This is a genomic window from Amycolatopsis endophytica, from assembly GCF_013410405.1.
GTDB lineage: Bacteria > Actinomycetota > Actinomycetes > Mycobacteriales > Pseudonocardiaceae > Amycolatopsis_E > Amycolatopsis_E endophytica.
Genome location: NZ_JACCFK010000002.1, coordinates 306,987 through 319,732 on the forward strand (window position 1 = coordinate 306,987; position 12,746 = coordinate 319,732).

A 12,746-nucleotide genomic window follows, 5' to 3' on the forward strand; every position below is an offset into this window, starting at 1 on the left:
GGTCAGATGGTGAAGTGCGCGGCTTCGGGGTGGTGGCAGATCAGCGCGTCGGCGGAGGGCTCCGGGGTCAGCTCGCAGTCCGCGGTCACCTTCACACCGATGCGCTCGGCCCCCAGCAGCTCCACGACGGTCGCGCGGTCCGCAAGGTTCGGGCAGGCGCTGTAGCCCAGCGGGAACCGCGCCCCGCGACGGTCATCGGCGACCGCGTGCCCGCTGGTGAAGTGCAGTTCCCGGCGGACGCGCCGGTGCCAGTGCTCGGCCAGCGCCTCGGTGAGCTGCACGCCGAGGCCGTGGACCTCGAGGTAGTCGCGGTAGGCGTCCCCGGCGAACAGGTCGTCGGCGTAGTCGGCGATGGGCGTGCCCAGGGTGACCAGGGTCAGCGGCAGCACGTCGACCTCACCGGTCTCGCGCGGCCGGTAAAAGTCGGCCAGGCACAGGAACCGGTCGCGCGCCTGGCGGGGGAAGCTGAACCGGGCCCGCTCGGGCGCGTCGGCGTGCACCCCGGTGAGCACGACCAGGTCGTCGCCCTCCGCCACGACCGGCAAGTACCCGTAGACCACCGCGGCGTGCCGCAGGATCCCGCCGGCCGCCAGGCGGTCCAGCCAGTACCGCAGGCGCGCACGGCCCTCGGTCTCCACGACCTGGTCGCGGCGGGCTCCGCGCAGGCCCCACTGACCGAAGTAGGTGGCGCGCTCGTCGAGCAGGGTGACGTACTCGGCGACCGGCACACCGGTGATCACGCGGGTGCCCCAGAACGGTGGCACGGGCACGGGCACGTCGGTCGCGACATCGGAACGGGCGGGAATGCGGGCCTCCGGCGGTTGCGGGATGGTGCGGGCGTCGGTGGTGCGCGCGGCCTGGTCACCGCGCCCGGTTCTGCCCGTCCGCTCCCGTTCGCCGCCCTGGAGCACCCGGCCCGGCCCGGCCGCCGAAGCACCGCGCGCCTGGAGAGCCGTACCCGTCATGAGTCCAGGCTACGGTCTCGCGCCCGCCCGGGGAGTCGTAGGCTGGGCAGGTGAGTGATCCAGCCGACGCGATTTCGCAGCCCGAGCACCCCGTCCCCGAGGGCACCACGTCCAGGGAACGGATCATGATCTTGGCTTTTGAAGGCTGGAATGACGCGGGCGACGCGGCGAGCACCGCCCTGGAGCACCTCCAGCTGAGCTGGGACGCGAAGCCGCTGGCCGAGCTCGAGCCCGACGACTACTACGACTTCCAGGTCAGCCGTCCCACCGTGCGGATGGTCGACGGGGTCACCCGGCGGGTGGAATGGCCGACCACGCGGCTGGCGATCTGTCACCCGCCCGGCTACGACCAGGACCTCGTGCTGGTGACCGGCCCGGAGCCGAACATGCGGTGGCGGGCGTTCTGCGACGAGATGCTCGCCCACATCGAGGAGCTGGGCGTGTCGACGGTGGTCACGCTCGGTGCGCTGCTGGCCGACACCGCCCACACGCGCCCGGTCCCGGTCACCGGCACCGCTTACGACGCGGAGGCCGCCGCGCGGTTCGGGCTGGAGCGCAGCCGCTACCAGGGCCCGACCGGGATCGTCGGCATCCTGCAGGACGCCTGCGTGCAGGTCGGCATTCCGGCGATCTCCATCTGGGCCGCGGTGCCGCACTATGTGTCCCATCCGCCCTCACCGAAGGCGACGCTGGCACTGCTGCACAAACTCGAGGACGTGCTCGACGTGGAGGTGCCGCTGGGCGCGCTGCCCGAGCAGGCCGAGGAGTGGCAGCAGACGGTCAGCGAAATGGCCGAGGAGGACGAGGAGATCGCCGAGTACGTGCGCTCGCTGGAGGAGCGCGGCGACGCGGAGATCGCGAACTCGCTGGAGGAGTCCAGCGGCGAGAAGATCGCCGCCGAGTTCGAGCGTTACCTGCGCCGTCGCCGGCCGGGCGCGGAGGGACCGGGACCGGCGGGCAAGTGAGCGGGCGGCCCGCCAGGGCCGCGCTGTACGTCGGTGGTCTGCTGGGCCCGTTCGGGGCCGGTGTGGTGTCGTCGATGCTGCCCGAGCTGTCCGCGAGCTTCGGCGTGTCCACCGGCACCGCGGCGTCGTCGCTGACCGCCTACCTGCTGCCGTTCGCGCTGGTCATGCTCGTCTCCGGCACCTACGGCGCGCGGTGGGGCCAGGTCCGCACGATCCGGATCGCCTACGCGGGCTACGTGCTGACCGCCGCGCTGGCCGCGCTCGCGCCCTGGTTCTGGCTGTTCCAGGTCACCCGCGGGCTGCAGGGTGTGGCCAACGCCTTCACCACTCCCCTGCTGCTGGCGAAGCTGGCGGCGATCACTCCGCGGGCCCGGCTCGGCCGGGCGCTGGGCACGCTCGGCGCGATGCAGGCGCTCGGGCAGACCTCGGCGCCGCTGATCGGCGGGCTGGCCGCGGAAAGCGACTGGCGGTGGGCTTTCGCCGGTATCGCGGTGGTCGCGCTGGTGCTCGCGGCGAGCCCGCTGCCGCCGGATGTCCCCACGCCGGGACCGGAGCCGAGGCTGCGGGACGCGTGGCACCCGGTCGTGCTGTGGGCCGGGGCGGTGGTGTTCCTGGCCTGGGCGTGCCTGGCCGGGCTGCCGTTCCTGGTCGCCTTCCGCGTCGACGACCTGTTCGCCCTCACCTCCGGGGTGCGGGGCCTGGTGCTGACCGCCTACGGGATCGCCGGGTTCCTCGCCGCGCGACTGGTGGGCGCGGCCTCGGACCGGTTCGGGCCGCGGGTGGCGGTGGCCGCCGGGTTGCTGGCCGGTGCGGCGGCCATCGCCGCGATCGGGCTGTTCCCGTCGCTGGCCGTGGTGGCGATCGCGTGGGCGGCGGCCGGGGTCTGCGGGCAGCTGGTGCTGGTCGGGATCAACGCGACCGTGCTCGGCGGCCGGGGAAACGGGGGCGGCGCGATCTCCGTGGTGACCGCGCTGCGCTTCCTCGGGATGTCCGCCTCGCCCGCGGTGTTCACCGGCCTCTACCACTCCGGCCCGGCGCTGAGCTTCCTCGTCGCGGCCGGGGTACTGGCGCTGACGGTGCCGCTGGTGGCGCTGCGGCCGCGGTCACAGGATCCGGCGTAGCGGGACCGGGCCGCGCTTGCGCTTGCGCCATTCGCGCGGGTAGCCGAGCGAGACCTCCTCGAACCGGACGCCGTCGGCCCAGGTGGTGCGCGGGATGTGCAGGTGCCCGAACACGGCGACCTCGGCGCGGTAGCGCAGGTGCCAGTCCTCGGTGCGGGTCGTGCCGCACCACAGCGCGAACTCGGGCCAGTGCAGCGGGTCGGTGGGGTGGCGGTGCAGCGGCCAGTGCGACATCAGCACGGTGCCGTGGTCGGCGGGGATGGCGTCCAGGCGCTGCTCGGTGGTCTTGAGGCGGTGGGCGCACCAGTCCTGGCGGCTGGGGAACGGCTCCGGGTGCAGGTAGAACTCGTCGGTGCACACGACGCCGGCCTCGCGGGCCTGGTCGAGCGCCTCCTCCAGCGACACGTCCTCGGCCTGGGGCGTGCGCCAGCTGTAGTCGTAGAGCAGGAACAGCGGAGCGATCGTGAGCGGGCGGTCCGCGTGTGGCCAGACCAGGTACTCGTCCTCGGGGGTGTGCACGCCGATCTCGCGGCAGCGCTCGACGAGGTGCCGGTAGCGGGCCTCGCCACGCAGCTCGTTCCCGTCGCGCGGGACCGTCCACAGCTCGTGGTTGCCGGGCACCCACACGACTTCGGCGAAGCGTTCCTTGAGCGTGGTCAGCGTGGCGATCACCGCGTCGGTCCTCTCGGCGACGTCGCCCGCCACGAGCAGCCAGTCCTCCGGCGAGCCGGGCCGGATCTCGTCGATCAGCGGCGCGTTGCCGGTGTGCGTGACGTGGAGGTCGCTGGTGGCGTGGAGGTGCGGCACGGGTCTACCGTGCCACGCTGACCCACTCTGGCCCGCACCGGGCTCGCGGTGTACACCGAGCCGTCCACAACGGTTCGCGAACAGCGATCAACGCGGGGCAACACCGGACGCGGCCGGCGCGATAGATCAGCCGGCCCCCAAGGCTCCGGCGACGAACGAGCGCGGGTACATTCCGAAAGTACTCGGCCAGGAGGCGGGGCTCGTCGGGGCGACGCCCGCGGGGGACAGCACGTTCACGATCGACAGGGTCAACCGTGATCCCCAGTGCTCCCGGTACGGGTGGAAGCCCCAGTCGGGACACACGCTGCTGCTCGACATCCGTGTCGCGACCGGCAATGACTCCGAAGTCGCGCCGATGCTCGCCAGCCTGCTGAACCCGTACTCGTTCACTGAGATCGGCGACGACGGAGTCACGCGGCAGTCGCACACAGGGAATTGCACGGACTACAAGAAGGCCCTGGCCACGAGGTTCGGGGTGAATCAAAAGTACGTTGGCACCATCGAGATCGTCGTCGACCGGGCCAACGGTTCGCTGGTGCTGGTAAACCCGAGCGGGGGCGGCTGGGAGTGGCGCTACTGAGTGTCCCGGCCTGATCAGCGACGAGTCGGCGCCCGGCGACGGAATGCCCTGGTCACAGGACCAGGGATTACATACGCGTCCCCCGCCGGAACCGGACAGTCCTGCCGCGTCCGATGCTCGTGCCAAGGGCGCGTTTCGCGGGAACGCGTGGGTGCAGTCGCGGCAAGGTCCGTCAACGACAACGGCGCGGCTCTGGACTCCAGAGCCGCGCCGTATAGGTCGTTATACGCTCTACAGTTCCACGCCGAGCAGCGCGTCGACGGCGACACGCACGAGACCGGGAGCGCCGGAATCCCGGCCGCCCTGCCGCAACGCCTCGTCGGCCCACGCGTCGACCGCCCGCATCGCGTTGACGGTGTCGAGATCGTCGGCGAGGTGCTCGCGCAGCCGGGCGATCGTGTCGTCGGCCTCCGGGCCGGACGGCAGCGCCACCGCTTCCCGCCACCGGGCCAGCCGCGCCCGGGCGGTGGTGAGCAGGTCCTGAGTCCACGAGCGGTCGCTACGGTAGTGGCCGTCGAACAGGGCGAGCCGGATCGCGTTCGAGTCGACCCCGTCGGCGCGCAGCCGCGACACGAACACCAGGTTCCCCCGCGACTTCGACATCTTCTCGCCGTCCAGGCCGATCATCCCGGCGTGCACGTAGTGCCGGGCGAACGGGTGATCAGCGGAGAGCGCCTCGGCGTGCGCGGCGCTGTACTCGTGGTGCGGGAAGATCAGGTCGGACCCGCCGCCCTGCACGTCGAAGCCCATGCCGAGCCGGTTGACGGCGATCGCGCTGCACTCGATGTGCCAGCCCGGACGGCCCGTGCCCAGCTCCGACTCCCACGACGGCTCACCCGGCCGCGCGCACCGCCACAGCAGCGCGTCCAGCGGGTCCCGCTTGCCCGGCCGGTCCGGGTCTCCCCCGCGCTCGGCGAAGAACTTCGCCATCGTCTCCGCGTCGTAGTTCGACTCGTACCCGAACCGGCCGGTCGCGTTCCGGTCGAAGTAGACGTCCGGATACTCCGGGTCGTCCGCCCGGTAGGCCGCCCCGGACGCCAGCAGCTTCGCGATGACCTCGACGATCTCCGGCACACTCTCCACGGCGCCGACGAACTGCTTCGGCGGCAGCACCCGCAGCGCCTCCATGTCCTCGCGGAACAGGGCGGTCTCCCGCAGGCCGAGCACGACCCAGTCGTCCTGGTCCCGCTGCGCGCGCTCCAGCAGCGGATCGTCCACGTCGGTCACGTTCTGCACGTAGTGCACCGTGTGACCACTGTCCCGCCACACCCGGTTGACCAGGTCGAACGCGAGGTAGGTCGCCGCGTGCCCGAGGTGCGTGGCGTCGTAGGGCGTGATGCCGCAGACATACATGCGCGCCGTCTTGCCCGGCGCGGTCGGCCGCACCTGCCCGGTGGAGGTGTCGAACAACCGCAAAGCACGGGGCGTGCCCGGCACGTACGGCAGCGGCACCGAGGACCAAGTCTTCATACCCCAACCCTAGAGACCGCCCACGTGAACCGTCCCGCCCGGTGGGAACGGTTCACCTCACGAAGCAGTCAAAGCCCGCAGGTCGTCGAGCGTGCCGAAGAACGTGTCCTGGTTGCCGGGCAGCGGGCCGGTGATCGCGGACTGCCAGAACTTCGCCGTCCAGCCGCCGGGCACCTCCCCCATCGCCGTGTTGTAGCGGGCCATCCAGAGCACGTGGTCGGCGGCGAAGGCGGTGCTGTTCTGAGTGCAGGTCCGCCACCACAGGTTCGTCGTGTAGATGATCGGGGTGTGCCCGGTGCGCCGTGTGAGCTCGGCGCTGAAATCGGCGATCCAGGCGACCAGGTCGGCCGGGGGCATGGCGTAGCAGGGTGGCACGTTCGGCGTGTCCTCCAGGTCCAGCGCGGGCGGCAGCGTCATACCGTCGGCGAACCACTTGCCGTCGTGCGTGTGCAGGTAGGCGGCCTGCTCGGCACCGGTGGACTTGTCCGGGCGCGCGTAGTGGTAGGCCGAGCGGTACAGGCCGGCGGCCTTGGCGCCGCGGAACTGGGCGAGGTAGTTCGGGTTGACGTATCCGACGCCGGCGGTGTCCTTCACGAACACGAACCCCGCGCCCGCCGCCCTGGCCGCCCCGAAGTCGGGCACCCCCTGCGAGGCGCTGATGTCGAACCCGGCGACCTGCGCCGCGGACTGGGCGGACGCCGCCGCCGGAGCGAGCCCGGCCGCGGCGGCGAGCGCGGTCAGGAGCGTCGCCATCCGGAAGATCAGTTTCCTTGCCACGCCCGGACCGTAGATCCACTTCTCGTCACCCGCCCGGTGGGTGACCGGATCGGGTGACGCGGTCAGGGGCGCGGGAACGAGGCCGCCCACATCGCTTCCAGCCCGGCCGTCAGCTGGTCCGAGGTGGGTGCGCCGTCGGGATCGAGCAGCCACTGCACGGCCAGCCCGTCGCAGACCGAGATCACGAAGCCGGCCACGGCCTGGCAGCGCGGGTCGCCGGGCTCGGTGCCGTCGTCCAGCGACCGCGCGACCAGTTCGGCCACCTTTTCCCGGCACCGGCGGTAGTGCGCGGCGAACTGCTCACGCAGCGACTCGGTCCGCTCGGCCTGCGCCAGCGCCTCCACGTAGGACAGCAGCAGGGCCCGGCTGGCCGGCAGGCTGTCCAGCATCGCGGCCCAGGCACGGCGGCCGCGTTCGATGGGCGTCACCGCGGGCTCGGACATCGCGATCGCCGCGAGCTTGTCGGTCCACTCCTCGAACACCTCGCCGATCGCCGCGTTGAGCAGCCCGGCCTTGGACCCGAAGTGGTACCCGATCGAGTGCAGGTTGGTGTCCGATGCGGCGACCAGGTCGCGCGCGGTGATGTGCGCGTACCCCTTCTCCTCCAGCAGCCGCCGCGCCGCCGCCAGCAGCGATTCCCGATGACCCACGCCCCGAACCCTAGCTGGACACCGGTCTTACACGCCCGTATAAAAGAGGTGCCGGTCACGTCGAGGAGGTCGCGATGAGCATCGATGCCCCGCCGCAGCAGTCCACGGCACCGCTCCCCCCGGGCCCGAAGCTGCCCGCGGGCGTGCAGACGGTGCTGTTCGGCAACTTCCGGCACGTCCTGATGCCCCTGCTGCGCCGCCACTACGGCGACGTGATCCGGCTGGACCTCTACCCCGAACGACACGTGGTGCAGCTGGCGAACCTCGACCACATCCGGGAGGTTTTCAGCGGTCCCGCCGACGTCTTCCACGCCGGTGAGGGCAACATCATCCTCAAGCCGCTGATGGGCCCGCATTCGGTGCTGCTCACCGACGAGGACGTGCACCTGCGGGCCCGCAAGCTGCTGATGCCCGCGTTCCACGGCGCCGCGCTGCGCGGCTACCGTGACATGATCACCGAACTGGCCGAGGCCGAGGTGGCGAGCTGGCCGCCGGGCCGGGTGTTCTCCTCGCACCAGCGCATGCAGGCACTCACGCTGGAGATCATCCTGCGCGTGGTGTTCGGCGTGGCCGAGGGCGCGCGCCTGGACGAGCTGCGCGCACTGCTGACCCGCATCGTCGACATCGGTGTGCTCGAACTGTTCGGCTGGCACAACGCGAAGCTGCGCAAGGTCGGCCCGTGGCGGCGCTACAGCGTGGCCCAGGACCGGGTCGACGAGCTGCTCTACGCCGAGATCGCCGACCGGCGCGGGGCCGACGACCTCCAGGGCCGCGGCGATGTCCTGTCCCGGTTGCTGACGGTTCCGCCCGAGGACGACCGCCTCTCCGACGCGGAGCTGCGCGACCAGCTGGTCACGCTGCTGCTGGCCGGTCACGAGACCACGGCGACCGCACTGGCCTGGTCGTTCCACGAACTGGCGCGTGACCCGGTCCGGCAGCGGCGCGCGATCGAGGCCGCCGACGCCGGGGACGAGAAGTACCTGGAGGCGGTGGCCAAGGAGTCGATGCGGCAGCACCCGGTCATCTCGGAGGTCGCGCGGCGGCTGACGAAGGACATCGAGATCGGCGGCTACCGCATCCCGAAGGGGCACACCGTGATGCCCTCGATCGCCCTCGTGCAGGGCGACGAGCGGCACCACGAGGATCCGGCCGCGTTCCGCCCCGAACGGTTCCTCGACGGCGGCCCGGCCGGCGGCACCTGGTTCCCGTTCGGCGGCGGTGTGCGGCGCTGCCTGGGCGCCGGGTTCTCCCTGCTGGAGGCCACGATCGTGCTCAAAGCCGTGCTGAGCCGGTTCGCACTGAGGCCGGACCGCGAGCGCGGCGAGTACGCCAAGCCGCGGCACATCACCATGGTCCCGGGCCGGGGCGCCCGGATCGCGGTCACGCCCCGGCGGTGAGCGCGAGCACGGCCAGCACGACCTCGGCCCGGTTGAGGGCGCGGAAGACGATCCGGCCGATGCCCGGGCCGGTCGGCACGGTCACGCCGGGCGCGCGGAACTTCAACGGTGCCTCCAGGAACGAGATCCCGAGCACCATGCCCAGCCACAGGCAGGTGAGCCCGGCGGCGAGTTCGGTCACGCGCCACCTCCGCAGCCGCTCCGTATGCTGACGAGGCGAACCTGACCGAGGCAGACGAAGAGGGCTACGAGTGGGCACACCCGGCGAAACCGTTCCGGCCGACCTCCGCGAGCTGGCCGCCGCGGGCGGCTCGGGCATCCTGTGGCGGCTGCGGGAAGACGGCCGCCAGCTCGACGCGAACCTCGTGCAGTTGCGTCCCGGCGAGACGATCGGCACGCACGCCGAGCCCGACCTCGACGTGCTGCTGGTGGTCGTGACCGGCGCCGGCACCCTCACCACCGGGGACGGCGCCGTCGAGGCGGGCCCGGGCACGCTCGTGTGGCTCGCGCACGGGCGGGCCCGCTCGGTGGAGGCCGGCCCGGACGGCCTGACCTACCTCACGGTGCACCGCCGCAGGCCGGGCATGACCATCGGCCGCCGCTGACCCCTCGCCCAGGGTTAACGGCGGCGGGTGCGGAGGTAGTCGCTGATCACGGCGGCGCCGAGGCCGTCCACCTCCGGTGCCACGACCCGCCCGCCGGAGCGGCGGGCGATCAGGTCCACGAACTCGGCCAGCCGCGGGTCGTCACCGAGGCGGAACACCGACACCGACGCGCCCATCTTCGCCAGCCGGTCCACTTCGGACAGTGTCTTGACCAGCGTGCGGGGCTGGGGCGGGTAGTCGAACTCCGCCGTGCCGTCCGGTTCCAGGTGGGCGGTCGGCTCGCCGTCGGTGACCATCAGCACCACCGGCTGCGCGTTCGGATGCCGCCGCAGGTGCCGTCCCGCCAGCAGCAGCGCGTGGTGGGCGTTGGTGCCCTGCTCCCACACGCCCTCCAGCCCCACCAGCTCGGGCAGTTCGACCGAGGTGGCGTACCGGCCGAAGGTGATGAGCTGCAGCGCGTCGTTGCGGAACCGCGTGCTGATCAGCTGGTGCAGCGCCAGCGCGGTGCGCTTCATCGGCAGCCACCGCCCCTCCGACACCATCGACCACGACGTGTCCACGCACAACGCGACCGCGGCCCGCGACCGCAGCTCGGTCTCCACGACCTCCACGTCGGACACGTCCAGCCGCACCGCGCCGCCACCCGTGGAAGCCGTGCGCAGCACCGCGTTGCGCACCGTGCGGGAAACCTCCCACGGTTCCCGGTCGCCGAACTGCCAGTGCCTGCTCGCCCCGGTCGGCTCGCCCGCCGCGCCCGCCGATTCGGTCTGCCGCTCGCCGGTCTTGCCGCGCAGCGAGTGCACGATGTCCGACAACGCGGTCTCCCCCAGGCGCCGCAACGCCTTCGGGGTCAGCCGCAGCGTGCCGTCCGGCGCGCGTTCGAACAGGCCCTGCGACCGCAGCTCACGCTCCAGTTCGGACAGTCGCCGCGCGTCGACACCCGCGTCCGGGCCGATCTGGCGTTCCAGCGCTTCGAGGTCGATGTCCTCCAGGCGGGCACCCGGGTAGGACTGGGCGAGCTGTTCGGCCAGGGCGTCCAGCTCGGCCAGGTCCTGCATCGCCTGCGCGCCCTCGCCGAGCCCGAGCGGGTCCTGGCCGCGGAACCGGCCCGAGGAGGTCCAGTCCTCCCCTGGCCGCATCGCCTGCAGCCGTGCGTCCAGGCCCGCCAGCTGCTGCCCGATGCGCGGGTCGCCGAACGCCTGCTGCGCCAGCCCGGCCAGTTCCGCGCGCTGCTCGGCCGACATCGAGTTCATCATCCGCTGCGCCGCCGCGGCCCGCGCCGCCAGCGCGTCGATCAGCTCGTCGACGTCACGCGGGTTCTCCGGGAAGAACTCGCCGTGGCGGCGCATGAACTCGTCGAACCGTTCGCCGATGTCGTCCACGCCGCGGGCGTGGGCGTCGAGCAGCGCGTTGAGGTCGGCCAGCATCTGGTGGACGCGCTCGACGTCCTCCGGGCTCGTGCTCTGCAACGCCTCCTTCATGCCCTCGAAGCGCGCGTCGAGCATCTCGCGGCCCAGCAGGTCCCGGATCTGCTCGTACTTGTCCCGTCCCTCCTCGGACCGCCACGGGTACTCGGACAGCTCGCGCACCGCGGCGGCCGTGCCCGCCGGCAGGGCGTCGAGCTGCGCCTCGGCGAAGCGGGCGTCGTCGGAGGGGTCCGGGAACAGCGCGCGCTTCTCGGCCTCCAGCGCCTGGTCGAGCAGGCGCCGCACCTCCTGCAGGGTGCCGTCGAGGCGGTGCCGCCGCTGGATCTCGGCGCGGCGCTGCCACACCCGGCGCGTCAGGTCGTCCAGCCCACGCGTGGTTCGGGTACCGCGGCGCAGCAGCTCCTCCATCGCCGACCGCGGAGACCCGCCGTCCATGACGTCACGGCCGATCTCGTCGAGCGCCTCACGCAGGTCGATCGGCGGCGCGAGCGGGTCCGGTCCCTCATGCCACGGGCCGTAGGACCAGCCGTCGGAGGTGGTCATGGCCCGTACACCGTGGTCGCGTCGTCGGAGTCCTTCGCCAGCTGGCGCGCCAGGTAGAGCGATTCCAGTGCCAGCTCGACGGCCGCCGCGATGCGTCCCGGCTCGTCCTGCGCGGACGCCCCGGCACGCTGCGCGACCTCGTGCAGCACCGGCAGTTCGGGCAGCGCGGCCAGCAGGTCGGCGCCCGGAACCCGCTCACCGGTCGCGACGAGGTGCCCGCCCGACACCGCCTCGACCAGCGGCCGCAGGTTCAGGCCACCGAAGCGCTCGCGGGCGGTCTCGGCGACCGCGCGGCGCAGCAGGTGCACGAGGTGCTCGGTCTCGCGGCCCTCCTCACCCGGCTCGAACTCGATCTTGCCGCGCAGCACGGCGGGCACGGCCTCCAGATCGACCGGACGGGCCACCGCGGGGTGCTCGCCGGTCAGCGCGGCCCGGCGCAGCGCCGCCGCGGCCACCGTCTCGGCCGCCGCCACCGCGAACCGGGCGGACACGCCGGAACGCTGGTCGACCACCGCCGACTCGCGCAGATTGCGCACGAATCGGGCCAGCACCTCCAGCAGGGGCTCGCCGACCTCGGCGACCAGGTTCGCCTCCTGGCGCACCACATCGACCTCGGCCTCCACCGTCAACGGGTAGTGGGTGCGGATCTCGGCGCCGAAGCGGTCCTTGAGCGGGGTGATGATGCGCCCGCGGTTGGTGTAGTCCTCCGGGTTGGCGGTGGCGACGAGCAGCACGTCCAGCGGCAGCCGCAGGGTGTACCCGCGGATCTGGATGTCGCGTTCCTCCATCACGTTGAGCAGCGCCACCTGGATGCGCTCGGCGAGGTCGGGCAGCTCGTTGATCGCCACGATGCCGCGGTGCGCCCGCGGCACCAGTCCGAAGTGGATGGTCTCGGGATCGCCCAGGCTGCGGCCCTCGGCGACCTTCACCGGGTCCACGTCGCCGATCAGGTCACCGACGGAGGTGTCCGGGGTGGCCAGCTTCTCGGTGTAGCGCTGGTCGCGGTGCAGCCAGGTGACCGGCAGGTCGTCGCCCAGCTCGGCGGCACGGCGGCGGGAGGCCGGGGTGATCGGCTCCAGCGGATGCTCGGCCAGCTCGGAGCCCTCGATCACCGGGGTCCACTCGTCGAGCAGCCCCGCCAGGGTGCGCAGCAGGCGGGTCTTGCCCTGACCGCGCTCGCCGAGCAGCACCACGTCGTGGCCGGCCAGCAGGGCGCGTTCGAACTGGGGCAGCACGGTCCGGTCGAACCCGACGATGCCCGGCCACGGGTCCCGGCCCTCGCGCAGCGCGGTGAGCAGATTGTCGTGGATCTCGGTCTTGATGCCGCGGGATGTGTACCCGGCGGCACGCAGCTCCCCGGCCGTGCGGGGAAGGTTCTCGGGTACGGGTGTCACGCTGACGACGCTACTGACGTCCGGCGGTGTCGTCGACGTGGAGCA

The 12,746-nt window shown here is 72.4% G+C and carries 12 protein-coding genes and 1 pseudogene; 5 read left to right on the forward strand and 8 right to left on the reverse strand.

What is annotated here, in order from left to right; genetic code table 11:
• Positions 1–2 precede the first annotated feature (2 nt).
• Positions 3–890, reverse strand: a pseudogene (locus HNR02_RS27060) (vitamin B12 dependent-methionine synthase activation domain-containing protein); the annotation flags it as partial.
• Positions 891–1,015: 125 nt separating this feature from the next.
• On the opposite strand from HNR02_RS27060, the gene HNR02_RS27065 reads away from it, so the two are divergent.
• Both HNR02_RS27065 and HNR02_RS27070 read left to right on the forward strand, forming a co-directional pair.
• Positions 1,016–1,930, forward strand: coding sequence for a PAC2 family protein (locus HNR02_RS27065; RefSeq protein ID WP_179776392.1), 915 nt, complete (start codon positions 1,016–1,018; stop codon positions 1,928–1,930).
• Entirely contained in the window at positions 1,927–3,051 is a 1,125-nt protein-coding gene (locus HNR02_RS27070; RefSeq protein ID WP_179776393.1) for an MFS transporter, read from the forward strand. Before HNR02_RS27065 ends, HNR02_RS27070 begins: the two co-directional genes overlap by 4 nt.
• Here the strand turns inward: HNR02_RS27070 and HNR02_RS27075 are convergent.
• Complete coding sequence (locus HNR02_RS27075) at positions 3,034–3,858, reverse strand: metallophosphoesterase family protein (protein WP_179776394.1); 825 nt, start codon at positions 3,856–3,858, stop codon at positions 3,034–3,036. The genes HNR02_RS27070 and HNR02_RS27075 overlap by 18 nt on opposite strands.
• A 355-nt stretch (positions 3,859–4,213) precedes the next feature.
• On the opposite strand from HNR02_RS27075, the gene HNR02_RS27080 reads away from it, so the two are divergent.
• Positions 4,214–4,438: a hypothetical protein gene (locus HNR02_RS27080; protein ID WP_179776395.1), complete on the forward strand. Its 225-nt coding sequence runs from the start codon at positions 4,214–4,216 to the stop codon at positions 4,436–4,438.
• A 231-nt stretch (positions 4,439–4,669) separates the two neighbouring features.
• Here HNR02_RS27080 and mshC read toward each other — a convergent pair whose 3' ends face one another.
• The 3 genes from mshC to HNR02_RS27095 all read right to left on the reverse strand — a co-directional run bounded on the left by mshC (position 4,670) and on the right by HNR02_RS27095 (position 7,335).
• Positions 4,670–5,908: a cysteine--1-D-myo-inosityl 2-amino-2-deoxy-alpha-D-glucopyranoside ligase gene (gene mshC / locus HNR02_RS27085; protein WP_179776396.1), complete on the reverse strand. Its 1,239-nt coding sequence runs from the start codon at positions 5,906–5,908 to the stop codon at positions 4,670–4,672.
• 57 nt (positions 5,909–5,965) lie between these two features.
• Complete coding sequence (locus tag HNR02_RS27090; RefSeq protein ID WP_312861179.1) at positions 5,966–6,685, reverse strand: GH25 family lysozyme; 720 nt, start codon at positions 6,683–6,685, stop codon at positions 5,966–5,968.
• A gap of 62 nt (positions 6,686–6,747) precedes the next feature.
• Positions 6,748–7,335 (reverse strand): TetR/AcrR family transcriptional regulator, encoded by a 588-nt coding sequence (locus HNR02_RS27095; protein WP_179776397.1) that lies wholly within the window; start codon positions 7,333–7,335, stop codon positions 6,748–6,750.
• Positions 7,336–7,409: 74 nt separating this feature from the next.
• Between HNR02_RS27095 and HNR02_RS27100 the strand changes: the two genes are divergently transcribed.
• Positions 7,410–8,732 (forward strand): cytochrome P450, encoded by a 1,323-nt coding sequence (locus HNR02_RS27100; RefSeq protein WP_179776398.1) that lies wholly within the window; start codon positions 7,410–7,412, stop codon positions 8,730–8,732.
• On the opposite strand, the gene HNR02_RS27105 is transcribed toward HNR02_RS27100, so the two are convergent.
• Positions 8,716–8,913 carry a hypothetical protein gene (locus tag HNR02_RS27105; RefSeq protein ID WP_218914747.1) on the reverse strand — a complete coding sequence of 66 codons (198 nt, stop codon included), beginning with the start codon at positions 8,911–8,913 and terminating at the stop codon, positions 8,716–8,718. The two genes, HNR02_RS27100 and HNR02_RS27105, sit on opposite strands and share 17 nt — an antisense overlap.
• Positions 8,914–8,983: 70 nt before the next feature.
• Here HNR02_RS27105 and HNR02_RS27110 point away from each other — a divergent pair, with 70 nt between their 5' ends.
• Positions 8,984–9,337 carry a cupin domain-containing protein gene (locus HNR02_RS27110; RefSeq protein WP_179776399.1) on the forward strand — a complete coding sequence of 118 codons (354 nt, stop codon included), beginning with the start codon at positions 8,984–8,986 and terminating at the stop codon, positions 9,335–9,337.
• Positions 9,338–9,351: 14 nt separating this feature from the next.
• Here HNR02_RS27110 and HNR02_RS27115 read toward each other — a convergent pair whose 3' ends face one another.
• Both HNR02_RS27115 and HNR02_RS27120 read right to left on the reverse strand, forming a co-directional pair.
• Positions 9,352–11,307 (reverse strand): VWA domain-containing protein, encoded by a 1,956-nt coding sequence (locus HNR02_RS27115; RefSeq protein ID WP_179776400.1) that lies wholly within the window; start codon positions 11,305–11,307, stop codon positions 9,352–9,354.
• Entirely contained in the window at positions 11,304–12,701 is a 1,398-nt protein-coding gene (locus HNR02_RS27120) for an ATP-binding protein (protein ID WP_179776401.1), read from the reverse strand. The genes HNR02_RS27115 and HNR02_RS27120 overlap by 4 nt, the downstream gene beginning before the upstream one ends.
• Positions 12,702–12,746: the final 45 nt, after the last annotated feature.

Excerpts from the sequence above, each read along its gene's own strand:
- HNR02_RS27115 (WP_179776400.1), bottom strand. The coding sequence starts at position 11,307 with ATGACCACCTCCGACGGCTGGTCCTACGGCCCGTGGCATGAGGGACCG.
- HNR02_RS27100 (WP_179776398.1), top strand. The coding sequence starts at position 7,410 with ATGAGCATCGATGCCCCGCCGCAGCAGTCCACGGCACCGCTCCCCCCG.
- HNR02_RS27080 (WP_179776395.1), top strand. The coding sequence starts at position 4,214 with ATGCTCGCCAGCCTGCTGAACCCGTACTCGTTCACTGAGATCGGCGAC.
- mshC (WP_179776396.1), bottom strand. The coding sequence starts at position 5,908 with ATGAAGACTTGGTCCTCGGTGCCGCTGCCGTACGTGCCGGGCACGCCC.